This window comes from Bacteroides sp. 519, from assembly GCF_010500955.1.
Lineage (GTDB): Bacteria > Bacteroidota > Bacteroidia > Bacteroidales > Bacteroidaceae > Bacteroides.
Window position 1 is genome coordinate 121,003 of sequence record NZ_QVMJ01000001.1, and the last position, 24,300, is coordinate 145,302.

The 24,300-nt window shown below is 38.6% G+C and carries 16 protein-coding genes and 1 tRNA gene; 6 read left to right on the forward strand and 11 right to left on the reverse strand.

Annotated features, from left to right (window positions below; translation table 11 throughout):
- The first annotated feature begins 195 nt into the window (after positions 1 to 195).
- Genes D0T85_RS00485 through D0T85_RS00495 form a run of 3 tightly spaced genes read left to right on the forward strand, consistent with a single transcriptional unit; the run spans position 196 to position 5,721 of the window.
- Positions 196 to 3,123 carry a VIT domain-containing protein gene (locus D0T85_RS00485; RefSeq protein WP_163209143.1) on the forward strand — a complete coding sequence of 976 codons (2,928 nt, stop codon included), beginning with the start codon at positions 196 to 198 and terminating at the stop codon, positions 3,121 to 3,123.
- Positions 3,124 to 3,180: 57 nt separating this feature from the next.
- On the forward strand, positions 3,181 to 5,010 hold the full coding sequence (locus tag D0T85_RS00490) for a TrkH family potassium uptake protein (RefSeq protein ID WP_163209145.1): 1,830 nt from the start codon (positions 3,181 to 3,183) through the stop codon (positions 5,008 to 5,010).
- A 9-nt stretch (positions 5,011 to 5,019) separates the two neighbouring features.
- Positions 5,020 to 5,721, forward strand: a complete 702-nt coding sequence (locus D0T85_RS00495) for a TrkA family potassium uptake protein (RefSeq protein WP_163209147.1) — start codon at positions 5,020 to 5,022, stop codon at positions 5,719 to 5,721.
- A gap of 103 nt (positions 5,722 to 5,824) precedes the next feature.
- On the opposite strand, the gene D0T85_RS00500 is transcribed toward D0T85_RS00495, so the two are convergent.
- From D0T85_RS00500 to D0T85_RS00520, 5 genes are all read right to left on the reverse strand, one after another.
- Complete coding sequence (locus D0T85_RS00500; RefSeq protein ID WP_163209149.1) at positions 5,825 to 6,283, reverse strand: MaoC family dehydratase; 459 nt, start codon at positions 6,281 to 6,283, stop codon at positions 5,825 to 5,827.
- Positions 6,284 to 6,444: 161 nt separating this feature from the next.
- Positions 6,445 to 7,779 (reverse strand): NADP-specific glutamate dehydrogenase, encoded by a 1,335-nt coding sequence (locus tag D0T85_RS00505; RefSeq protein WP_163209151.1) that lies wholly within the window; start codon positions 7,777 to 7,779, stop codon positions 6,445 to 6,447.
- A gap of 622 nt (positions 7,780 to 8,401) precedes the next feature.
- Positions 8,402 to 9,079 (reverse strand): ABC transporter ATP-binding protein, encoded by a 678-nt coding sequence (locus tag D0T85_RS00510; RefSeq protein WP_163209153.1) that lies wholly within the window; start codon positions 9,077 to 9,079, stop codon positions 8,402 to 8,404.
- Positions 9,080 to 9,090: 11 nt separating this feature from the next.
- Positions 9,091 to 11,472 (reverse strand): ABC transporter permease, encoded by a 2,382-nt coding sequence (locus D0T85_RS00515; protein WP_163209155.1) that lies wholly within the window; start codon positions 11,470 to 11,472, stop codon positions 9,091 to 9,093.
- 15 nt (positions 11,473 to 11,487) lie between these two features.
- A complete protein-coding gene (locus D0T85_RS00520; protein WP_163209157.1) occupies positions 11,488 to 12,723 on the reverse strand; it encodes a DUF4933 domain-containing protein in 1,236 nt (411 codons plus the stop codon).
- A gap of 270 nt (positions 12,724 to 12,993) precedes the next feature.
- Here D0T85_RS00520 and D0T85_RS00525 point away from each other — a divergent pair, with 270 nt between their 5' ends.
- Together D0T85_RS00525 and D0T85_RS00530 are read left to right on the forward strand one after the other, a co-directional pair.
- Entirely contained in the window at positions 12,994 to 14,355 is a 1,362-nt protein-coding gene (locus D0T85_RS00525) for a sigma-54-dependent transcriptional regulator (RefSeq protein WP_370459913.1), read from the forward strand.
- The gene (locus D0T85_RS00530; RefSeq protein ID WP_163209161.1) at positions 14,352 to 15,671 is read left to right on the forward strand and encodes a PAS domain-containing sensor histidine kinase; all 1,320 of its coding nucleotides are present in this window, start codon (positions 14,352 to 14,354) and stop codon (positions 15,669 to 15,671) included. The genes D0T85_RS00525 and D0T85_RS00530 overlap by 4 nt, the downstream gene beginning before the upstream one ends.
- A gap of 65 nt (positions 15,672 to 15,736) precedes the next feature.
- Here the strand turns inward: D0T85_RS00530 and D0T85_RS00535 are convergent.
- A tRNA-Pro gene (locus tag D0T85_RS00535) sits at positions 15,737 to 15,811 on the reverse strand.
- Positions 15,812 to 16,129: 318 nt separating this feature from the next.
- Between D0T85_RS00535 and proS the strand changes: the two genes are divergently transcribed.
- Positions 16,130 to 17,611, forward strand: coding sequence for a proline--tRNA ligase (gene proS, locus D0T85_RS00540; RefSeq protein ID WP_163209163.1), 1,482 nt, complete (start codon positions 16,130 to 16,132; stop codon positions 17,609 to 17,611).
- Positions 17,612 to 17,709: 98 nt separating this feature from the next.
- Here the strand turns inward: proS and D0T85_RS00545 are convergent, their stop codons facing one another.
- The 5 genes from D0T85_RS00545 to D0T85_RS00565 form a co-directional block, all read right to left on the reverse strand.
- A complete protein-coding gene (locus D0T85_RS00545; RefSeq protein ID WP_163209165.1) occupies positions 17,710 to 17,892 on the reverse strand; it encodes a hypothetical protein in 183 nt (60 codons plus the stop codon).
- Positions 17,893 to 20,178, reverse strand: a complete 2,286-nt coding sequence (locus D0T85_RS00550) for an NADP-dependent malic enzyme (protein WP_163209167.1) — start codon at positions 20,176 to 20,178, stop codon at positions 17,893 to 17,895.
- Between the two features lie 118 nt (positions 20,179 to 20,296).
- Entirely contained in the window at positions 20,297 to 20,920 is a 624-nt protein-coding gene (locus D0T85_RS00555) for an HAD family phosphatase (protein ID WP_163209169.1), read from the reverse strand.
- A gap of 147 nt (positions 20,921 to 21,067) precedes the next feature.
- Complete coding sequence (locus tag D0T85_RS00560; protein WP_163209171.1) at positions 21,068 to 21,388, reverse strand: MGMT family protein; 321 nt, start codon at positions 21,386 to 21,388, stop codon at positions 21,068 to 21,070.
- 1 nt (position 21,389) lies between these two features.
- Positions 21,390 to 24,104 carry a substrate-binding domain-containing protein gene (locus tag D0T85_RS00565; protein ID WP_163209173.1) on the reverse strand — a complete coding sequence of 905 codons (2,715 nt, stop codon included), beginning with the start codon at positions 24,102 to 24,104 and terminating at the stop codon, positions 21,390 to 21,392.
- Positions 24,105 to 24,300 lie beyond the last annotated feature (196 nt).

Here is a 24,300-nt window from a genome sequence, read left to right on the forward strand (position 1 = left end):
TAACTATCTTCCGCCAAATAGAGGGTGCCTGTCTATAGTAAAATCTATTATCTTTGATAGAATAAAAAGGAAGATAAACTTTATAGGGCTAAGCATTAAATAAGCCATTAATACAAATTAACAATTAAATAACATCCACTTTTATGGAATTCACAAAAAAACGAATCTATACAGTAAATAATAAAAGCAATGACTATGAAACCTTATTTGGTAAAATTGATTATCTGTATGGCAATTATAGCCAACAGTACGTATGCGCAAATACCTGTGCTTAACGTTAATAATAAAAATAGTGCGGAAGTGTATTTGCAATCGCTTGATATTCAGGTGGAAGTAACAGGGAATGTGGCGTTGACCAAATTCACCATGACATTTAAAAACCGTACAAGTAAAGTTCTTGAAGGAGAATTGTTGTTTCCGTTGCCCAATGGTGTTACCGCCAGCCATTATGCATTAGATATTAATGGTAAAATGCGCGAAGCAGTGCCTGTAGAGAAAGCCAAGGCAACTCAGGTATTCGAAGAAATAGTACACCGCAGGGTAGACCCCGGATTGCTGGAACGTGTAGAAGGAAATAATTTCCGTACACGTATCTATCCTATCCCCGCTCATGGTACACGAACCATTTCTATTGGCTACGAAGAAGAACTCCCTATCGAAGGTAATTCATTGTGCTACAATTTGCCGATGGACTACAAAGAAGCTATCGAAAACTTCTCGTTAAAAGCCACTGTTTTGCAAGGATCGGTAAAACCACAAACAGATAAGGCAAACGAATTGGTTTTTGATAAAGCAGGAACTAACTATACAGCAGCTTTCTCACGTAAAAACTATAAGCCCGAACGGTCGGTTACTTTTTCTTTACCTATACAAAAGGAGATTCCTATGGTTTCAATGCAATCGGCGTCGGGTAGTTATTATTTTGTAGCCAGTTGTTTCCCCGAAAAAAAAGTACGTACCAAACAGTGGAGCAACCATATTGGAATTATCTGGGATGCATCATTAAGTGGTTTAAAACGCGATACAAAAAAGGACCTGGAAGTTATACAGCAAATTGTAACCGAAACAAAAGATCTTACAGTTTCTCTTTACCTCCTGAATAACAAATTTACAAAATCCGGAACATATAAAATAACAAATGGTAACTGGGATGATTTGAAGAAAGCACTGGAATCTGTAATATACGATGGTGGAACAAATTATAGTGCAGTAAGAACAGCAACACTTCCGGATAAAGAATTCCTGCTATTCTCGGATGGCCTTTCTACGTTGAGTAATGCAGATTTCTTTCCGAAAGATCAAAAAGTTATGTGGCCTCGAGTACGCCAAAATGATTCAAATAAATCTATTCACTGCATAGTATCGGCCGCAGTGGCCGATTATAGTGCATTGAAACTGATAGCTGCTCAAACCAATGGTAAATTTATAAATCTCAATTCGTTGTCGGCAACCCAACTTAAAGAAGAACTGACTACCGAAACGTTACACTTTTTGGGAGTAGAAAAAACAGATAATATAAAAGAGGTATACCCTTCTGTTGCTACTCCTGTCCGGAATAACTTTTCGATTGCAGGTATAACAGATGTTCCACAAACTCAACTGGTTTTACTGTTTGGATACGGTAATAAAGTAGAAAAACGTGTTCTTGTTTCGTTGAATGCCAACCAGGCCAATCGCGAAGGAAACATTCATCGTATCTGGGCACAAAAGAAAATCAATGAGCTTGATATGGCTTATGAGCAAAATAAGGAGGAGTTAACAGAGTTGGGTAAACAATTTGGTATTGTTACACGTAACACTTCGCTAATAGTGTTAGAAACAATAGAAGATTACATACAATATGATATAGTACCTCCTTTTGAATTACAAGATGAGTATTACCGTAGAATGAAAGAACGGTCGGCACAACAGGTACAAACACGAACTAGTTTGTTAAACAATGCTATTGCAGAAGCAAATGTATTGCAGGAATGGTGGAATAGAGACATTAAAAAGCAAAAGTCGAAATATCCTGTACCCGATAGCGAAAACGAACATAGGCAGCAAGAGGTACCGGAAATATTAGACGTTGTGGAATATCAAGAAGAGATGAGAGAAATCTCGTCGGATGAGCTAGCTGATATGGCATTTGCTGATGTAGCATTTGAAGAGGAAATAATACCAATGGCTATGACTAAGATGGTAAGTGAACCATCTCAACCCCAAATACGCATAACTCCCCTTAAACAGGATAGTGAATACATGAAATCATTAAAAGGTAAAGCCGATGAAGATTATGCTGTTTATTTGCGTCTTCGTGAGGAATACATCAATACCCCAACTTTTTATTTTGATATGGCCGATTGGTTTTATAAATTAAATGACAAAGAAAAAGCACTCCGTATTCTTACCTCCATTGCCGAGTTAGAGGTAGAGAATGCTTCCTTATTCCGTTTGTTAGGCTATAGATTAAAAGAGTATAACGAATATGAGTTGGAAATTTATATTTGTAATAAAGTAATTCAGTGGCGCCCCATGGAACCGCAAAGCTATCGCGATTATGCCCTTGCACTTTACGATAGTGGACGACAACAAGAAGCACTTGATACACTATATAGTGTATTAACACAATCGTATGCAACTAATATTGAGTCGAAAAGCTGTGGAATTGAAGAAGTTGTTGTTACGGAATTGAACCGGATATTAAATAAAAACACCAAATTAAAATCGTCAGGGATAGAAAAGCAACTCATAGCTCCCATGCCGGTAGATATAAGAGTTGTAATTAACTGGAACATGGATAATACGGATATCGATTTGCACGTAACCGATCCGAATAATGAAACCTGTTTCTATGGATATCGTGAAACCAAGATTGGCGGACGCATAAGCAGAGACATAACAAGAGGTTATGGCCCGGAACAGTTTATGCTGAAAAAAGCAATAAAAGGTAAATATGAAGTTTTTGTTAACTACTTTGGCGATTCGCAGGTAAAAGCCAGTGGCCCATCGACCATAATGCTGGAGATTTTTACCAAGTACTCGGATAAGGAAGAGAAACGTGAAGTAGTTTGTGTACAATTATCAAAAGAACAGAAAGCTACACAAAATGGATTATTGAAAGTTGCGGAATTTGAATTTTAGTGAACTGATTTTACTTTCTTTTGTTTCATTATTATATTCTTTAGAACACAGTTGGTAATGAAACACTTTCGCAGATATCAAATAGACCGTAATAAAAAACTAGAGCCTTTTATACGAAGAATACTCGACATAACGTCGACTGTAATTAATCTGGCATCACTGCTTTTTATTATAGTTGTTATATACGAATATGGTTTTCGTACAACCGAAACACAAAATCAGGCTATTCAGACCTTCTATTATGTGGTCTGGATAGTCTTTTTTATAGATATAACCTTTCATGTTTTTCTGCAATATGCCCGTTTCCCCAACCAGAATTACCGTAAACTGGCATGGGTGTTGAGCGTATTGGTTTATCTGGCATCGCTGCCTGCTATTTTTCCCGAAGTAGGCAATAACGAGTATTATGCACCGATATGGAAAATACTTTCCAGCAATATATATAACCATACGGTATTATTAATATTCTCTTTCCTGAATCTTTCGCATGCAGTTATTAAATTGCTGGGTAAAAAAACAAACCCTTCATTGATACTTGCCGGCAGTTTTCTCATATTTATTATTATTGGAGCAGGATTGTTAATGATGCCACGATGTACCATAAATGGCATAGCCTGGGTCGATTCATTGTTTGTAGCCACAAGTGCAGTTTGTATAACAGGCTTGTCGTCGGTTGATTTTGTGTCAACCTTCACCCCACAGGGGATGTTCATTGTAATTATACTTGTGCAAATTGGTGGGTTGGGAGTAATGACCCTAACAAGTTTTTTTGCCCTGTTTTTTATGGGTAATACGTCATTGTATAATCAGTTGGTGGTGCGCGATATGGTGAACTCAAATAGCATAGATTCGCTATTCTCAACTTTACTCTATATATTGGCCTTTACATTAGCCATAGAGATAGGAGGCATGCTGATAATCTGGGCAACCATACATGGCACTATGGATATGTCTTTGAAAGGAGAATTGCTTTTTTCGGCTTTTCATGCTATATCAGGATTCTGCAATGCCGGATTTACAACACTTCCCGGCAATTTAGGCGATCCTTTAGTTGTGCAAAACAATTCATTGTTGATAACTATGGCATTCCTGGTTATTTTGGGTGGCGTGGGTTTTCCTATTTTGGTAAATCTAAAGAATGTAATTGTATATTATGCCAAACGTTTTTGGAGTTTGTTTGTTTCAAGAGAGGAAGACCCCGTTCTTTTACTACATCCTTATAACCTGAATACCCGGATAGCCCTAACCACCACCACAATATTATTTGTAGCAACTACCATCTTCTTTGTTGTTTTTGAATGGAACAATGCTTTTGCCGGCTTATCGGTTGGCGATAAATGGACACAAGCTTTCTTCAATGCTGTTTGTCCGCGTTCAGGTGGATTTACTACTGTAAATCTTTCAACCTTTGGAGTGCAAACCATCCTTCTTTATATATTGATGATGTGGATTGGAGGAAGCTCGCAATCAACAGCAGGAGGTATTAAAGTGAATGCTTTTGCAGTAATAACCCTTAATCTATTTGCAATTCTCCGCAATTCGGATAGAGTTGAGGCTTTTGGGCGCGAGATACCCATAAACTCAGTGCGACGTGCAAATGCTACTATGGTTATGTCGTTGGGTATTATATTTATATCTGTTCTTTTATTAAGTATCATGGAACCCGAGTTATCCTTGCTGTCGCTCACCTTTGAGTGTATATCGGCACTGAGCACTACTGGAGCCAGTTTAAACACCAGTCCGTTATTAAGTGATTATAGTAAGATTCTCATAACAATATTAATGTTTATTGGCCGTATTGGTATTATAACTTTAATATTAGGACTTATAAAACAGAAACCGGATATTAAATACAGGTATCCGCAGGAACAAATAATTATTAATTAAAAATTGAAAATGAAGTATATTGTAATAGGACTCGGAAACTACGGGCATGTATTGGCTGAAGAACTGGCCAATCTGGGACACGAAGTAATTGGTGCAGATATCAATACCGAAAGAGTGGAAGCAATAAAAGATAAAATAGCAACGGCATTTACCATGGATGCCAGAGACGAGTCGGCATTATCTGTTCTACCCCTAAAAACAGTAGATGTAGTAATGGTTACCGTTGGCGATGATCTGGGAGCATCGATACGTGTAATAGCTTTGCTTAAGCAAATGAAAGTAGAGCATATTTATGCACGTGCCATCGACGATGTTCACAAAGCGATACTAGAGGTTTTTAATATAGATAAAATTCTAACTCCAGAGGAAGACGCCGCCCGCGGATTGGTACAGTTAATGAACTACGGAACAGAAATAGAGTCATTTCCCATTGACCGTGAATATTATGTAATGAAATTTGTTGCACCTGCTACAATGGTAAACAAATATATAAATGATCTTCGTTTAGAGGATGCCTACAACCTGAAATTAATAGCCTTAACCCGAAAAGAAACAAGAATAACAGTTATGGGTAAAAATATAGAGAACAGAGTTGTACCCAATCTGCAAGAAAATGAACGCATACAAGAACCTCTGAATCAATGGAAATTTGTTCCGGAAGATTGGGCCAAGAAAGCAGGGGAGAGAGATTATAAATTACTCTTTGAGTAGTTAGTAGCTAGTAGTTAGTAGCTAGTAGTTAGTAGTAAGTAGTAAGAATCCATGCGGCATCGTTTCTACTATCTACTAACTACTATCTACTAACTACTATCTGCTAACTAAAGTTATACAAGAATATAATATTTCCTTCAAAAGCGTTTTTCTTGCTATCTTTTATTTCCATGGTGGCTTTCATTTCGGCTTTAGCAACGCCACGCAGATTGACAATTGATAAAAGTTTAACCCTCAACCGGATTTCACTACCTACTACTACTGCCTGATTGAATTTAAATTTATCAATCCCATAATTGATAAGCGATTTCACATTGCGAACTTCTGCAATTTGAGCCCATAAATGTGGGAGCACAGAAAGGGTAAGGTAACCATGTGCTATTGTGTTTTTATACGGACTTTCTGTTTTAGCTTTTTCCACATCAACATGTATCCATTGATGATCCAGTGTAGCATCGGCAAACTGATTGATTTGCTCTTGTGTGATTGTAAGATACTCTGATACTCCTAACTCTTTTCCAACGTACTGCTCAAATTCATTGAAGCTGTTAATAATTACCATCTGAAATGTAGATTTTTAGTTAAATATAATGGTGCGAAATTACACATTTTAAATTATTATGTGCAAAAAAAGAGTAGGAAATCTTCTAAATAAATGAAAAGAAAAAGGGCAAGTAGTAAAACCTGCCCTCATTATTTATTAGCTATGGATTATTTTGCTGATTATACAATCCCCTGAGCCATCATTGCTTTTGCAACCTTCATGAATCCGGCAACGTTAGCACCTTTTACGTAGTTAACATAACCATCTTCTTCAGTACCATACTGAACACAAGCAGCATGAATATTTTGCATGATTGATTTCAATTTTGCATCAACCTCTTCACGACTCCAGCCTAAACGGTATGAGTTCTGAGTCATTTCTAAACCTGATACAGCAACACCACCGGCATTAGCAGCTTTACCCGGAGCATAAAGAATTTTAGCATCCTGGAATACCTTGATAGCTTCGGGAGTTGAAGGCATGTTAGCACCTTCGGCAACAGCCATACATCCGTTAGCAACAAGTGCTTTAGCGTGATCGCCGTTCAGCTCATTCTGAGTAGCACAAGGAAGAGCAACATCGCATTTTTCTCCCCATGGCTTTTCGCCCTGAACATACTTGCAACCGTATTGTTCTGCATATTCGCGAATACGACCACGATATAGGTTTTTAAGTTCCATTACATAATTAAGCTTTTCGCGGTCGATACCTTCCGGATCGTAAATATATCCATCAGAGTCTGATAATGTAACCACTTTACCACCCAGTTCAATAACTTTTTCGGCAGCATATTGAGCAACGTTACCCGAACCCGAGATAGCAACAGATTTACCTTTAAGGTCCATGCCTTTGTTTTTCAGCATTTCCATAAGGAAATAAAGTGTACCGTAGCCGGTTGCTTCCGGACGAATCAATGAACCACCAAATTCAAGACCCTTACCAGTAAAGGTTCCGGTAAATTCGTGAGTCAGCTTTTTGTACATACCATACATAAAACCTACTTCACGGCCACCAACACCAATATCTCCGGCAGGTACATCGGTATTTGGGCCAATATGACGCCAAAGTTCAAGCATAAATGCCTGAGTAAAACGCATTACTTCGGCGTTGCTCTTACCACGTGGGTGGAAATCCGAACCTCCTTTACCACCACCCATAGGCAGTGTAGTCAGTGAATTTTTAAATGTTTGTTCAAAAGCAAGGAATTTTAAAATACCCAGATTAACAGAACTGTGGAAACGGATACCACCTTTATAAGGACCAATAGCATTGTTATGTTGTACACGGTAACCCATATTAGTTTGAACATTCCCTTTGTCGTCAACCCAGGTTATACGGAATTGATAAACTCTTTCGGGTATGCAAAGACGTTCGATGAGGTTTACTTTGTCGAATTCAGGATGTTTATTGTATTCTTCTTCAATGGTAGATAATACTTCTTCTACTGCTTGATGATACTCTGGCTCGTTTGGGAACCTTCTTTTCAAATCGTCTAAAACTTTAGCTGCATTCATAACACTGATAAGCTTTTATTGGTTTATTTAATAAGTTTGAATCTTTACGATTGCGGTTGCAAAAGTAATGATAAGTTTTAGATTAACAAACAAAAAGAAAGAAAAAAGCAATAAATATATCTTTTTGTGATTTATTTCATTGAAAAATAATAAAAAAGACATGGTTTGTGCTTTGTTCCTTTATTTATTAACAGATAATTTATAATAGAAAGCTGGGGTTTTCTACGTACAGGGTTAAAGATTTCATGGTAGAACACCAATGGTTTCACGGTAGGAAGCCAACTGTTTCACGGTAGGAAACCAGCGGTTTCACGGTAGGAAACCAACTGTTTTCTACATAGGAAACTACTTGTTTTCTACATAGGAAACAGTTGGTTTTCTATATAGGAAACGAGTAGTTTCAACGAATGAAACGAAAATGAAACTACTGGTTTTTTTAGCTCAAGTTATAATGAAACTGTTTTTGCCCTATGATACTTCAAATGGTACTTATGTTTTACTTTTTGGGCATCTGTCATAATGTATCAAGCTGAAACACAGGTAAATAAGTGCGTTATGATACTTATGATGGTTTTTTGGGCATAAACTTCCTGTAGCTGAATTCAGTTTATACATTAAAAGTTCAATAGTTGTTCACTTCAGTAAGAATACTTCCGTCAATCATTCGTATAAGTCGGTTTGCCATGCGGGCATTTTCTTCCGAGTGTGTTACCATAATAATGGTACTGCCCTCTTTGTTTAGTTCGATCAATAGATTCATAACTTCGCTACCATTCACCGAGTCAAGATTACCAGTAGGTTCATCGGCTAAAATTATTTTAGGATTGGTTACAATGGCTCTTGCAATGGCAACACGTTGTTGTTGTCCACCCGATAATTGTTGAGGGAAATGTTCTGTACGATGAGCAATCTGCATCCGTTCTAAAACCGCATTTACCCGTGTAGCTCTTTCTTTCGATGGTACTCCTGCATAAAGTAATGGTAGTTCTACATTTTCGAATACTGTAAGTTCATCAATTAAATTAAAACTTTGGAACACAAATCCAATGTTAGTGCTGCGTAAATCTGTTCGGCTGTTTTCTGAATAATGAGATACTTCTTTATCTTCGAACCATAATTCGCCGGAAGTAGGATTATCTAATAAACCAATAATATTAAGCAAAGTAGATTTCCCGCATCCCGAAGGTCCCATTATGGCAACAAATTCGCCTTGATTAATTTGCAGATTCACTTTATTTAAGGCAGTAGTCTGCACTGTGCTGGTGCGGAATACTTTAGTTAAATTGTTTGTTCGTATCATAAGTTTGTTTTTTATTCGTAACGTAATGATGTAACTGGGTTTTGAGATGCTGTGTGGTATGTTTGACCTATAACTGTGATCATTGTTATAATGAAGATAATTATTCCTGCCAAAGGGAATATCCACCAGCTCAGGCTGGTGCGATAGGCAAAGCTGTTTAACCAGTTGTACATAATGATATATGCAACCGGACAAGCAATGGCAAATGAAATAATAATCCAGCGTAAATATTCTTTGCAGAACATTTTTACAATGCGGTTGGTACGTGCACCAATAACTTTTCTTACACCTATTTCTTTGGTACGTTGTTGGGTAGAAAGTGCAACAAGGCCAAATACTCCCATCATGGCAATAATAATAGATAATACAGTGAAAATAAGAAGAACACGACTTTGTTGTTGTTCTTGGGCATAACTTTGGATTAAACTGTCGGTAAGGTATTTATAATTGAAAACCTTGCAAAATGGAGGAGCCATCTCTCTATACCTTTCTTCTAGAAATTTAATGGTTTCTTGTTGGTTGTTTGGAGCTATACGAATATGTAACCAAAGTAATGACTCCGGACTGAATCTTATAAGAACAGGCTTAATATTTTCGCGTAATGGTTGAAAATTGAAATCTTTCACAATTCCTACAATAACACCTTTGGACCACGAATGATGTGGATTTCTTATTGGCATTCCAATAGGGTCTTCCAGCTTCATTCTTTTCCAGGCAGTTTCATTAATAAGAGTAGGATAGTTGTATGAACCACTCCAATAGCTTTTTGTGTCGCTGGTAAAAAGTTCTCCCTTTAAGAGTTCAATGCCAAAGGTTTTAATAAAATCACCATCTCCCCACATCTGAACCATGGCTAAAGAGTCTACCCCGCCCGAAGGTGTATCCCATTCCATTAAATTATTTTCCCAGGAATACCCTTTCATGTAATCAACAATGTGCGCTCCCATTGCAACACTTATTACATTTGGGTTCTTTAAAATTTCCTGTTTGTATTCATCTACATTATACCAAAGATTGGTGTTGACAGAGATAATGTTTTCTTTTTCAAATCCCAGATCCTGATTTTGCATGTATTTTAGCTGTTTAAACATAACTACAGTACATACTATCAAAACAATGGCAATGAAGAACTGTACACAAACCAATGCTTTGATAAACGATCCTTTCTTTCCGGTTTTCTGTCCTCCTTTAAAAGCAAGTAATGGATTGATTGTGGACAGGTAAAAGGCCGGGTAGCTACCCGCAAGGCATCCGATAAGCAGGATTCCTCCAAAAACAAATAGTAAAACCTGCCAACTTATACTAAGTGAAATGTCTTTATCTACTACCCAATTAAAAAGAGGTAACATTAATTCGGTTAATGCCAGTGCTAATGCTAGCGAAATAAATGCCTGAATAGTACTTTCGGACAGAAACTGCGTGATTAGTGTTTTTTGTTTAGCTCCGGTTACTTTCCGTACTCCAATCTCTTTATAACGCAAAGATGCTTGTGCAGTTGATAGAGTTGTGAAGTTAAAAGCTCCCATAAAGATAATCAATATGGCTAAAGCTGCAAACAGATATATTTGCGAACTATTTCCATGATTACCAATTAAAGTATCGGTGAAATTGGTATGTAAATGAATATTGGTTAATGGTTGAAAATATAACAAACTTTTTGTGTCAGTATGTTTTGTAAGTATACTACTCATTCCTTTTCTATCGACTCCAGATATAGATTGAGTTCCCATTTGGATATACACATGGGTACTTTCCTGGAAGTTCCAACTATATATTCGGGGAAATAAATCCGGGTTTTGTACTATTTCAAATTGTATATGGCTTTTTCTAGGTATATCAACAACTCCCACAACTGTACGGAGGTGTTTATCTCCAAAGATTTCATATGACACCTGTTTACCTGTTGCTGGAGTATCTCCAAAAAGTTTTTGAGCAAATTTTCGTGAAATCACTATATTATTTGGATCTGTTCCTATCAGTTGTGGATTACCTTCAACAATAGGAAAGCTAAATACATCAAAGAAACAGGAATCAACCCAAACGAATTTGCCCTCTACTATATTGTTGTTATATTTTAAAGATAATTTCGTTTCATATTTTATGAAGGTTGCGTTTTTTATGGAAGCAAATTCTTCGCGAAAAGCTTTAGCCAAAGCTGCTGTAGTTACAGGCGTTTCGGTGATTCTTCCTCCCCTGTCTTTTGAAACTTCAACAACTCTATAGATGGAATCTCTATTTTTGTGGAAATCTTCAAATGTCAACTCATCAACTATCCACAAGTAAATAAGGAATGCAGCTGTTATTCCCAGAATAAATCCCACTATATTAATGCTTGAAAAAAGAATGCTTCTTTTTATCAATCTTATTGCTGCGGTTAAGTAATGTTTAAACATAATAGTTTTAATTGATTATTCAATAGTCATTAATATTATTTCATTATCAGCCACATTGGTAAAAGCAGCAGTGTGGTTGGGTAAATTCTTGATTAATACATTGTACTCTTTACCATTAATTACCCGGTAGGGCTTATCTCCGATTATCCTTTCCGGCCAAAAATCTGGCCCTCCATCTATATCATTGGTAATATAATATTCTCTTGAATTGTTATTGTAGAGTGAATATAATTCCCGAGTGTTTTTATTGTAGATAATATGGTAGTATTTAACTGTTCCTGCTTTGCGGTTATTAGGCGAATCGTAGTTTTGTGTAAACCGGCAATAAACATAACCATCTGTTTCAGCCCAGTCTCTTAAAATCATTTTATCCTCCAAGCTATAACTGGGGTTTATTCCATCTGTTGGTGATACTTGTTTGTTGCCAAAATCAATCTGCCAGGTTTGTTCAAAAGTATATTCGTTTTCTATACGGTATATTATGTTAGTAAAGGATGGGCGGAAATAGGAGTTGTTCCTGTACGTATAATTAGTTGTAGATTCGCCCGATCGTATTACTCCTTTTCTTTGTAAGTCGGGTTCTTTTCCCAGACTAAGTTTGCATAAAGTATCTCCTTGGTTATTAAAGGTATACAATGTTGGATCGTTCCATTTATTTGTAGCAAACCCATTGGGTACTAAAGCTAATTCGTTTTTACCTATACTTTCTATTCTTCCTTTTGAGGCTGTTTCGGGATTATCAATTAAATCGTTAAGCCGGGCATATACAATAAATCCTTCACTAAATCTTTTAGTAAACATAAAATGAATAATATCAGTTTTTTCATTGTAACACATATTAAGTATTGCTTCCTTCATGTCGACCATATGAGAATCTCCTTTTTCTGTGTATTCTATGTCTTCTTTCATGATGATCTTTACCTTATTGAATTCTTTATCCAGCAAATATAACTGACCCAGCCGGGGTAATACCAGGTAACCCGATGGTACTTCAATTATTTTTCTAAGAGCAGTAAACGGCTCTTTAATCCGAAAATATTTAACCTTACTGGTTATATTGCTTAATTTTAACTTGCGGGGAGTATTTAATGCTCCCAACATATCAAGATGAACAAAGTTAGTGGCTCGTTTAATTATGGGTTCGTATTTAATACCCGGCACAGGTATGTGTGTTTCGGAAATAGTAATGGGTTCTACTTTTACAGGCTCTTCTTTTTTACTTAATCCATCAATTAGTTCTTTTTTATCCATATTAGGATTTTTATTCTTACAGCAAGCAAAACTAAGAATTGCTGCGAATGAGAAAAAGAGAAGGTGTTTTTTTTTAAGCATAACATTAATGTATTATTCTTTATTTTTCAGTTCAATTAATGTGCCATATCAACAAATAGCTGATTTTTAGTTTGTTATGTAGTATTTGAGAAGAATGAAGTGTACGATATCGTACGTTTTTTCGTTCGGTTTTTACTGTTTTATATTATTTGTATTGGTTATATTTGCTAAACATATCAAGCATTAATGATGAGAAAAGGAAAAATACTTGTAGTAGATGATAATGAAGATATTCTCTTTACATTGAGGATGCTGTTGCGCCCGTTGGCCGAAAGTATTAAAGTTACTTCTGATCCGCGTGAAATAAATTCTCTTGTGTCTCGCAACAAATTCGATTTGGTATTGTTGGATATGAACTTTACTGATGACGCAGTGAGTGGTAAGGAAGGTTTTTGGTGGTTAGAACGTATCCGGGAAATCTCTCCGGAAACAGTTGTTATATTAATTACCGCTTACTCGGATATTGAGAAAGCAGTTTGTGCTATAAAGGCAGGTGCATCCGATTTTATAGCCAAGCCCTGGCAAAACGAAAAAATGTTGGCTACAGTTTCATCGGCTTTGGAACTTAGTTTTCATCGGCAGGAAGTACAAACCCTTAAAGAGCAAAAGGAAACGCTTACCACTCCCGATAAAGTTGAAATTGATATAATAGGCGAATCTCCTGCTATGCAAAAGGTGTTTCAAACAATCAATAAACTGGCTGAGACCGATGCTAATATTTTATTATTAGGTGAAAATGGTACAGGGAAAGATCTTGTGGCCCGAGTATTATATCAGCAATCATTACGTAGCAATAAACCATACGTTTCTATTGATTTGGGAAGCATTCCCGAGAACCTTTTTGAGAGCGAGCTCTTTGGATATGAAAAAGGTGCCTTTACCGATGCCCGAAAAGAGAAAGCGGGCAGAATGGAAATAGCTTCAGGTGGTACACTTTTCTTAAACGAGATAGGAAACCTCCCCTTTCAGGTGCAAGCAAAGCTTTTGTCGGTAATAGAGCAAAGAAAACTTACCCGGCTTGGATCAATAAAAGAGCGCAATATAGATGTGCGATTGATTAGTGCAACTAACAGTGATTTGTATAAAGAGGTAGAAGAAGGGCATTTCCGGCAGGATCTGCTTTACCGTATTAATACTATCGAAATTCATTTGCCTCCATTGCGCGAACGCGGAACAGATATTACTCTTCTTGCTGATTATTTCTTGCATAAATACACCATGAAGTACAATAAAGATATAAATGGTTTTTCAAAGGAGGCTCGTTTGTTGTTGAAACAATATTCATGGCCGGGAAATGTACGCGAGCTACAACATGCTATTGAACGGGCAGTAATAATGAACGATTCGGGTAAACTACAATACGATGATTTTATGTTGCGTGCTTCTGCTAAACAAAAAACATTAAGTGATAATTACAACCTGGAAGAACTAGAAAGAAATACCATAAAAGAGGCTATTCATAAATGTTCGGGAAATCTGACTCGCGCAGCTGATTTACTAGGAGTAACCCGTACTTCTTTATATAGGCGAATAGAAAAATATGGATTATGAAAAAATACCTCCGAAAATCAATCCGGTTTATTATACTTATTGTATTAACTTCATTGTTCTTTGCTTTTCTGATAGCTTATAAGTTCTATGTGGCAGGTTTTGTTTTCTTCTGGTTTCTTCCATTAACAGCTTATTTCTTGTTACGACATATGGAGAAGGGATCCAAAACCATGAAGCAGTTTGTTTGGTCGCTAAGTTACGGGGACTTTTTAACCTCACATCTTACTGAGAAAGAGCAAAAAGATATCTCTCCCGAACTTGCAACTGCTATAGACGATGCTTTAGAAAACTATAAAAAGCGATTGCAAGATAAAGAAAGTAAGTTGCAGTATTTCAGGGCTCTTGCCGATCATATTGATTTGGCAATATTAGTTTACTCTCCCGATGGTATTGTTGAATGGATAAATCAGGCTGGCCAATACCAAACAGGTGTACGTACTCCTAAAACATTAGATGATTTTTATTCCTATCATTCCGAATTGCCCGCTCGCTTGCGTGGTTTACGTCCGGGAGACACTTCTATATTGCAGGTAAGTCGCGGACAGGAAACTTTTCAGATGGTATTATCGGGAATTTCTTTTGTAATAGCAGGGAAAAGTCTTACTGTTGTAAGCATGAAAAATATTCGTTCAGTATTGGAAGACAAAGAAACCGAAGCCTGGCAAAAACTTATCAGGGTATTGACACATGAAATAATGAATTCAATGACTCCTATTGTTTCGTTGGCTGAATTACTGAAAGGTAAATTTTCACCGGATTTAAATCTTTCTGTTGATGAACAACAGGAGTTAAACTATGCTGTAGAAACAATTGGCAGACGAGGCAAAAGTTTGATAACGTTTGTTGATAACTACAGAAAGGTTACTGGTATTCCGGCTCCTGTTATGGAAGTTGTTTCGGTTAAAGAATTATTGCAAGGTGTATGGAGACTTATGGATAGAGATGGTTTGGAAATAGGATTGAATATACCAACTGTATATTTGCAGATTATTGCTGATCGTAATCAAATAGAGCAGGTTTTAATCAATTTAATAAAGAATGCTTGCGAGGCAATGAAGGATGGTACTATTCCTCAAATACAACTATCGGCTGGTATTAATGCACAGGGATATACATTTATTTCAGTTAAAGATAATGGACCGGGCATATCTTCACAAGTATTGGAACAGATTTTTATTCCTTTTTATACAACCAAACCTTTTGGATCGGGGATTGGCTTAAGTGTTTCACGGCAAATTATGTATATGCACCAAGGAAGTTTAAGTGTAACGTCGACAGTGGGAGAGGGGAGTGAGTTTGTTCTGTTGTTTAGGTAAGACATAAATCTCTTAAACTAAAAAAGGTTTCAAAATCCATCGATTTTGAAACCTTTCCTTTTGTGTCGGGGTACCAGGATTCGAACCTGGGACCCCCTGCTCCCAAAGCAGGTGCGCTAACCGGACTGCGCTACACCCCGTTCTTATGAGTGTTTGTTCTCAAAAGCGATGCAAAGATACGTACTATTTTCATATTTGCAAGAGATTCCAAAACTTTTTTTCAATCTTTTTTCTGGTAGAACTGCTAATTGTTTGTTTTATAGTGGTTTAAATGAAAATAAAAATATTTCAGCCAATAGCCATTAATGAGCTATAACTCCCTTTAACTCCTAGCGAAGCTATAACTTCTTTAACTCCTGATAAGGTATCCTATTTGTTTTTTTACTAATTTTGCACTTTCATTTCAAAGCGGCTATCAATACATTTAAATAATATAGAATAATAAATAACTTCGTGATATGGCAAAAGAATTAAAAGACCTAACCAAACGTAGCGAAAACTATTCGCAATGGTATAACGATTTGGTTATTAAAGCTGATTTGGCAGAACAGTCGGCTGTGCGTGGATGTATGGTTATCAAGCCTTATGGATACGCAATATGGGAAAAGATGCAACGTCAGTTAGATGACATGTTTAAAGAAACAGGACATGTAAATGCTTATTTCCCGTTATTAATTCCGAAGTCATTCTTGAGCCGTGAAGCCGAACATGTTGAAGGATTTGCAAAAGAATGCGCAGTTGTAACCCATCACCGTTTGAAAAACGATCCCGACGGAAAAGGAGTAGTTGTTGATCCTGAAGCAAAACTGGAAGAAGAACTCATCATTCGTCCAACATCCGAAACCATTATATGGAACACATATAAAAACTGGATCAACTCATACCGTGACCTGCCTTTGCTGATTAATCAGTGGGCTAACGTAATGAGATGGGAAATGCGTACACGCTTGTTCCTTCGTACTGCCGAGTTCCTGTGGCAAGAAGGTCATACGGCTCATGCTACTAAAGAAGAAGCCGAAGAAGAAGCAATCCGTATGCTTCATGTTTATGGCGAGTTTGCCGAAAAGTACATGGCTGTTCCTGTAATAAAAGGAGTGAAAACAGCTAACGAACGTTTTGCCGGAGCATTAGAAACATACACCATCGAAGCAATGATGCAGGATGGTAAAGCGTTGCAGAGCGGAACATCGCACTTCTTGGGACAAAACTTTGCAAAGGCTTTCGATGTACAGTTTGTTAATAAAGAAAATAAGCTGGAATATGTTTGGGCTACCTCATGGGGAGTATCTACCCGCTTGATGGGAGCTTTGATAATGACACACTCGGACGATAATGGTTTGGTGTTACCCCCATCACTTGCACCGATTCAGGTAGTAATTGTTCCTATTTATAAAAATGCCGAACAGTTACAACAGATTGATGAAAAAGTTCAAGGTATTGTTAATGCGCTGAAAGACTTGGGCATCTCGGTTAAATATGATAATGCCGATAACAAACGTCCCGGATTTAAGTTTGCCGATTATGAGTTGAAAGGTGTTCCTGTTCGCTTGGTAATGGGTGGAAGAGATTTGGAAAACAATACTATGGAAGTGATGCGTCGTGATACACTTGAAAAAGAAACAATATCATGCGATGGTATCGAAATCTATGTGAAGAACCTGTTGAAGGAAATACAGGCGAATATCTTCCAAAAGGCTTTGGATTATCGCGCTTCACGCACATTTACTGCTGATACTTACGAAGAATTCAAGCAAAGAATTGAGGAAGGTGGTTTTGTATTGGCTCACTGGGACGGAACTCCGGAAACAGAAGAAAGAATCAAGGAAGAAACCAAAGCAACCATTCGTTGTATTCCATTAGAGGGAGATAAAACTCCAGGCGTGGATATGCTTACAGGTAAACCATCGGCACAGCGGGTGGTGTTTGCAAGATCGTACTAAAAGGAGGTAAAGAAGGGAAGGAGGTAAAGTGAGGTAGAGTAGAACTATGCAGTATGCTACTTTATCTCACTTTACCTCCTTCTCTACTTTACCTCCTTTTATCTCTTTCTCCTCTGCTTTATCGACTTATACACCGGAATAAATACAAATGCTCCAGACATTAATATTGTTACAATAACCGGACCATCAATTCGTTCTACACCAGTTAACACAATGTAGCATAGTGCCATCCAAAGCAGCACTACGCATACAATCTGTGAGTTTGAAAGCGGTCGTTTCATTTATTTTTTCTTTTTCTTCTTATCAACAATAGCATCAATAGCAGCCACTGCGGTGATATTTACAATATCGCGTACAGAGCTTTCTATATCAGTAAAGTGAATTGGCTTGTTCAATCCCATCTGGATGGGGCCGATCAATTCACCATCAGTCATTGATTGTATCAACTTATACCCTGAGTTTGCCGAGCTAAGATTGGGGAATACCAGTGTATTCACATCTTTTCCTTTTAAACGGGTAAATGGATATTTAGCATCGCGAAGCTCTTTGTTCAATGCAAAGTTAACCTGCATTTCGCCGTCGATAGGAAGATCGGGATATTCCTTCTGCATAAATTCAACTGCACGGTGAACTTTTGCCGGACTACCTTTAGGATCAGACCCGAAGTTGGAGTACGATAACATGGCAATAACTGGCTTTTGGTTGAAGAAACGAACAGTTTGTTCGGCCAAACGTGCAACATCAGTTAATGTGTTTTCGTCCGGATGTCTGTTTATTAATGTGTCGGCAAGGAAAAAAGTACCTTTCTTTGAATTCAGGATGTGCATGGTAGCGAAATGTTTGTATTCATCGCGTATACCAATAACTTCCTTGGCTACTTTAATGGTATTACTGTATTTGGTATAAAGACCGGTGATAAATGCGTCGGCATCTCCGGTTTCTACCATCATCATACCAAAGTAGTTACGTTCGAACATCTTATCCATTGCTTCATCATACGTAGCACCTTCGCGTGCCCTCTTTTCGGCAAGGATGTGGGCATAGCGTTCGCGGCGTTCTGCTTCGCGGTCGTGACGAAGATTAACAATTTCGATACCTTCCAGACTTAAATCCAGTTCTTTTGCAATCTTTTCAATACGTTCGTCGTTTCCTAACAAAATGGGGTGACAAATACCTTCGGCTTTAGCTTCAACAGCAGCTTTAAGCATGTTGGGGTGACCGCCTTCGGCAAATACTACACGTTGCGGATCGGTACGGGCTGTATCATATAACTGACGGGTCAACCTTGATTCGTATCCCATCAGTTCGCGTAGCTGTACCTGATATTCATCCCAGTTCTGAATAGTTTTGCGTGCAACACCCGATTTGATTGCTGCTTTGGCAACCGCCATAGATACCTCGGTGATTAAGCGTGGATCTACAGGTTTGGGAATAAAGTATTCTGGCCCGAAAGTTAGGTTATTAACTTTATAAGCTGCATTTACTACATCCGGAACAGGTTGTTTGGCTAAACCTGCAATGGCATAAACAGCAGCAATCTTCATTTCTTCGTTAATAGCACTTGCCTGTGTATCTAACGCTCCACGGAAGATGTATGGGAAACCGATTACATTATTAATCTGGTTAGGATAGTCGGAGCGTCCTGTAGCCATCAATACATCCGGACGGGATGACATGGCATCTTCGTAACTGATTTCGGGAGTTGGATTAGCCAATGCAAAAACAATAGGAGAGGGGGCCATGCTTTTAATCATTTCCTTGCTCACCACATTTCCTTTAGAGAGTCCAAGGAATACATCGGCTCCTTTTATAGCTTCTTCCAGTGTATGAATGTCTGTACGGCTGGTAGCGAAATAACTTTTTTGTTCATTCAGGTCGGTGCGGTTCTTGTTGATTACTCCCTTACTGTCGATCATAACCACGTTTTCAAGACGGGCACCTAGTGAGATGTATAGTTTAGTACACGATACGGCAGATGCTCCTGCACCGTTCACTACAATTTTTACATCTTCAATTTTCTTTCCGGCTACTTCGAGGGTATTCAACAATCCGGCACTTGAAATAATAGCAGTACCGTGTTGGTCGTCGTGCATTACAGGAATGTCGAGTTCTTCTTTCAAACGGCGTTCTATTTCAAAACACTCGGGTGCTTTGATGTCTTCCAGATTAATACCTCCGAAAGTTGGGGCAATAGCCTTTACGGCTGCAATAAACTTTTCAGGATCTTTTTCGTTTACTTCAATATCAAATACATCAATGCCTGCATAAATTTTGAAAAGTAAACCTTTACCTTCCATAACCGGTTTACCAGCAAGTGCGCCAATATCGCCAAGTCCTAAAACAGCTGTACCATTAGATATTACAGCAACAAGGTTTCCTTTTGCTGTATATTTATAAGCATCTTGTGGCTCTTTTTCTATTTCAAGACAGGGTTCGGCTACGCCGGGAGAATACGCCAACGACAAATCGCGTTGTGTGCTGTATGGTTTGGTAGGAATAACTTCAATCTTACCGGGCTTACCTTGTGAATGGTATAACAAAGCAGCCTCTTTCGTAATTTTAGCCATTTTTTTAGTAGTTAGTAGTAAGTATTAAGTAGTAAGAATGCGATGCCGCTTTCTTAGCAAAACGGCACAAATTTACGAATAAAAGTTGGATTTAGAATTAAGTAGCAAGAATTTAGAGTTAAATAGTAAGTAGTATCTCATCTAACCTACCACGCCAATCCTCTCCATTTATTGGTTGCATCACTTCAAAACCTAACTCTTTTCCCATCTTTATATTAGCGCTTCCATCATCAACAAATACCGATTCGGCTGGGTTTATTGAAGCATCTTTTATCAGGTAGTCGAAAATACCTTTATCGGGTTTTACTACACCTACCTGATAAGAAAGATATAATTTATCAAAATAGTAATCCAAAGGTTTGCCTTCGCTATTAAAGTCCTTGCTGCGGGCCCAACTCATTATAAAAGGATTGGTGTTACTGAGAAGATACAGGTTGTATTTCTTTCTCAACTCTTCCATATAATGCAGGCGATACAAAGGAACACCTGTTATAAAACCAAGCCAACCGTATTTAGCATCTTCAAAAGAGAGCTCGCGGTTTGCCAATTCACTTAGCTTGCGGCAAAACCCATCGGCATCAATTCTACCATCTTCTACCTCCAGGAATATTCCTTTTTGGTGGTATTTATCCAATAGTTCTTCTGCATTGGTAATTCCTAGTTCCTCAAAACGTTTAACTGCACTTTCGCGGTTAATATCCATTATCACTCCGCCTAAATCGAAAACTATATTCTTAATCATAATAGTAGTAGCTAGAATTAAGAATTAAGAAGTAAGAATTAAGTAGTAAGAATCCATGCGGCATCGTATTCTTACTACTTACTTCTTACTTCTTAATTCTTAATTCTTAATTCTTAATTAATAACCGCAAAGGTAAGGAATAAACGTTTAAACTTCCTGCCAATTCCATCGATATTTCTTCATATTCACTTCGCCGTTTTGTTTAAACTCTACTCCTTCTTCGGTTAATAATGCTTTTTGTTCGGGCCAACCTGGTGCAAGCCGTCCCTGAGAGTTGACAACTCTGTGGCAAGGAAGGGTTAATTGAGATGGTACATTGCTGAGTGCCCGACCAACCATGCGAGAATACTGCGGCTTACCCATCAGAAGGGCTATTTCGCCATAAGATATAACTTTCCCTGAAGGTATCTCGGCAACCACAGCGTATACTTCATTGAAGAATTCGTCTTTGTCAATCGTCTTTTTCATTTTATCCTCCTTTTTTCTTCTTCAAAAACTCCGAAGGACTCTCGCCATACTGCTCTTTGTAGCACTTAGAGAAATACGAAGGCGATGTAAAACCTACTTCATAACAAATCTCGGCAATGGTTAACTCTGTAGAAGCCAGTAAAGAGGCAGCCTTCTTTAAACGTGTTATCCGAAGTAGCTCATTCGGTGCATAATTGGTTAGTGATTTTATTTTCCGGTATAACTGTACCCGGCTCAGTCCCATCTGTTTGCCGATATCTTCTACATTCAGAGCAGTATCGCTCATTTGTTCTTCGATCAGGGATTTGAATTTGTCGACAAACTCCTTGTCCATATCACATACGTTTTCGCGGGTTATGACCTCGTTGTCGCTGAATGCGCGCTTAATGCGGTGGGCAGAGTCTATCAGGTTGCGGATGCGCGATTGGAGCACCTGCGAGTTAAACGGCTTGGAGATATACGAATCGGCCCCGCCATCGTAACCTTTGATGCGTTGCTCGTCGAGAGAGCAGGCGGTAAGCAGGATTACAGGGATATGGCAGGTTTGCAATTCGCTTTTCAAGCGACGGCAACATTCTATACCATCCATTCCGGGCATCATTACATCGGAGATGATAACATCGGGCACATATTTCATGGCTTTACGAATACCCTCAGCCCCGTTGGCGGCTTCAATAACCGAATATTCTGTTTGTAACAGGCCGCGGATGTAAATGCGAATGTCTGCATTATCGTCGATAATCAGTATAGTGGGTTTTGAAGGATCGTATGTTTCTTCTTCGCTATTGTCTTCTATGGAAAGCTCGGGTAAAGAAGAAAAAGACCGTGTTTCTGTTTCAGCAAAAGGTTCTGTATGAACAGGAAATTCAACGGTAAATACAGTTCCTATACGTTCGTCGCTCTGTACGGATATGGTTCCTCCATGCAGCTCAACAAAGGCCTTTACAAGCGCCAGTCCTATACCAGAGCCGGAATGGTGCATATCTATCTTATAAAACCGGTCGAAGATGCTTTTTATATGTTCGGAAGAGATAAGGCTTCCGGTGTTGGCCACCTGTAATTGATAAACACGGCGGCCGTCGGCTTGCGTTATATTATTGAGCCAGACGGATATTTTCCCATTTTCGGGGGTAAATTTAAAAGCATTGGATAAGAGGTTGTAATAAATCCGTTCCATCTTCTCCATATCGGCTTCCATGTAGAACTGTGTATCCGGAGTGAAGTTGAAAGAGAAGTGAATGTGCTTTTTACGGGCAGCTGCCAGAAAAGAGCTATTCCATTCTTGCAGAGAACCGGACAGTTCCATTTTAACGGGATTGAACTCCAGTTTACCGTTTTCGTATTTACGGAAATCGAGTATCTGATTAACCAACCGCAAAAGGATATCGACATTCCGTTTTACCATTTGGAGTAGTTGCGACTGTTCTTTAGAGAGGGATTTATCTGTCAGCAGATGTTCTACCGGGTCGGCTACCAGGGTAAGCGGGGTTCGGAAGTCGTGTGAGATATTGGTAAAGAACACCAGTTTGGCATGTGTAGCCTCTTCCAGCTGACGAGAGAGTTCGATAAGTTGGTCGCGCTGTTGTTCCAATTGTTCTTTTTGCCGCGACAGTTCTTTGTTCAGCCGGTTTTTAGAACGGAGAGAACTGTAAACAACCAACAGCAAACCAACCACCAGTAATAAGATTATCAAACTACCATAAAGCACCACTTGCTGGGTAGCAAACTGAGAAAGGTAAGCATCTATCTTGCCGTTGAGGGTTTTTATTTTGTTGTCCAACTCGGATATCTGGTTGGTTTGCAGAGTCATTACGTGAGCGTTGGTGGCGTCTACCACGGCAGTAGTCAGAAGTGTTTCGCGTGGGTACTGGCGGCCTTCCAGTATATCCATGGCAATCTGAACAATTTTGTCGCCACCTGTGGGATAAATAAAGGTGGCATCGAGAATGCCTTTTTCTACCATATCAACTCCGTATCCTTCGCCGGAGGTGGCATCTATGCCAATAAATCGTATCTGGTTACGCCTGTTTCGTTTCAAGGCAGTTTGATAGGCTCCGGCAGCCATACGGTCGTTTTGTGCGTATAGTACATCTATCTGATTAAAACGAGACAGGATGGTGTCCATCTTTATTTCGGCTTCTTCGCGAAGCCATCCGGCATCTTCCTTGCATAAGAGTTCAATGTCCGGGTAACGACTGATGGCACTCATAAAGCCTTGATGACGGTCGAGGGCAGGAGTTGAGCCTGTTAACCCAGCTAGTTCGGCAACGGTTCCTTTGCCTTTGAGCATGGAAGCAATGTAGTTTCCTACGCTTTTGCCTATTTCGTAATTGTCGGCTCCTACCCATGCGGTGTACTTGTCGGACAGGATCATACGGTCGAACACAATGATGGCAATGCCTTTGTCGAATGCTTCTTCTACAATGGCGGTCATAGGGGCAGCTTCGTTGGGGGCCAGTACTATCAGGTCTACTCCCTGATCTATGAAATAACGAATGTCTTGTTTCTGCTTTTCGGTATCGTCTTTTACAGTGCGTATTTCTACTTCTACCCCATCGTAGAACATGGCTTCACGCATGATTTCCTGGTTTACCTGACTTCGCCATTCATCGTCACTGCATTGCGAAACGCCTATTTTATAACGGGGATTGTCTCTACCGCAAGAGCACAAGAGTAGAATGATGGTAATTATTGGTATTAGATTTCTGGACTTCATTTGCATGCTATTATATATGCAAATATAATTAATTTATAAGATAGTTTGGTGTTCTACCATCATTACCAAAAGAAACTACAGAGCTTTGTTTATAAAACACTGTAGCCTCTTTTTGGGAGATGTGCATCTCCCATTATCCGAGATGCACGTCTCCCCCTATCCGAGATGTGCATCTCAGGTGGAGGGAGATGCACAT

Coding starts and splice junctions, on each gene's coding strand:
- D0T85_RS00485 (WP_163209143.1), top strand. CDS start 196: ATGAAACCTTATTTGGTAAAATTGATTATCTGTATGGCAATTATAGCC.
- D0T85_RS00565 (WP_163209173.1), bottom strand. CDS start 24,104: ATGAAGTCCAGAAATCTAATACCAATAATTACCATCATTCTACTCTTG.
- D0T85_RS00530 (WP_163209161.1), top strand. CDS start 14,352: ATGAAAAAATACCTCCGAAAATCAATCCGGTTTATTATACTTATTGTA.
- D0T85_RS00495 (WP_163209147.1), top strand. CDS start 5,020: ATGAAGTATATTGTAATAGGACTCGGAAACTACGGGCATGTATTGGCT.
- D0T85_RS00555 (WP_163209169.1), bottom strand. CDS start 20,920: ATGATTAAGAATATAGTTTTCGATTTAGGCGGAGTGATAATGGATATT.
- D0T85_RS00520 (WP_163209157.1), bottom strand. CDS start 12,723: ATGGATAAAAAAGAACTAATTGATGGATTAAGTAAAAAAGAAGAGCCT.
- D0T85_RS00545 (WP_163209165.1), bottom strand. CDS start 17,892: ATGAAACGACCGCTTTCAAACTCACAGATTGTATGCGTAGTGCTGCTT.
- proS (WP_163209163.1), top strand. CDS start 16,130: ATGGCAAAAGAATTAAAAGACCTAACCAAACGTAGCGAAAACTATTCG.
- D0T85_RS00510 (WP_163209153.1), bottom strand. CDS start 9,079: ATGATACGAACAAACAATTTAACTAAAGTATTCCGCACCAGCACAGTG.
- D0T85_RS00505 (WP_163209151.1), bottom strand. CDS start 7,779: ATGAATGCAGCTAAAGTTTTAGACGATTTGAAAAGAAGGTTCCCAAAC.
- D0T85_RS00500 (WP_163209149.1), bottom strand. CDS start 6,283: ATGGTAATTATTAACAGCTTCAATGAATTTGAGCAGTACGTTGGAAAA.
- D0T85_RS00525 (WP_370459913.1), top strand. CDS start 12,994: ATGAGAAAAGGAAAAATACTTGTAGTAGATGATAATGAAGATATTCTC.
- D0T85_RS00560 (WP_163209171.1), bottom strand. CDS start 21,388: ATGAAAAAGACGATTGACAAAGACGAATTCTTCAATGAAGTATACGCT.
- D0T85_RS00490 (WP_163209145.1), top strand. CDS start 3,181: ATGAAACACTTTCGCAGATATCAAATAGACCGTAATAAAAAACTAGAG.
- D0T85_RS00550 (WP_163209167.1), bottom strand. CDS start 20,178: ATGGCTAAAATTACGAAAGAGGCTGCTTTGTTATACCATTCACAAGGT.
- D0T85_RS00515 (WP_163209155.1), bottom strand. CDS start 11,472: ATGTTTAAACATTACTTAACCGCAGCAATAAGATTGATAAAAAGAAGC.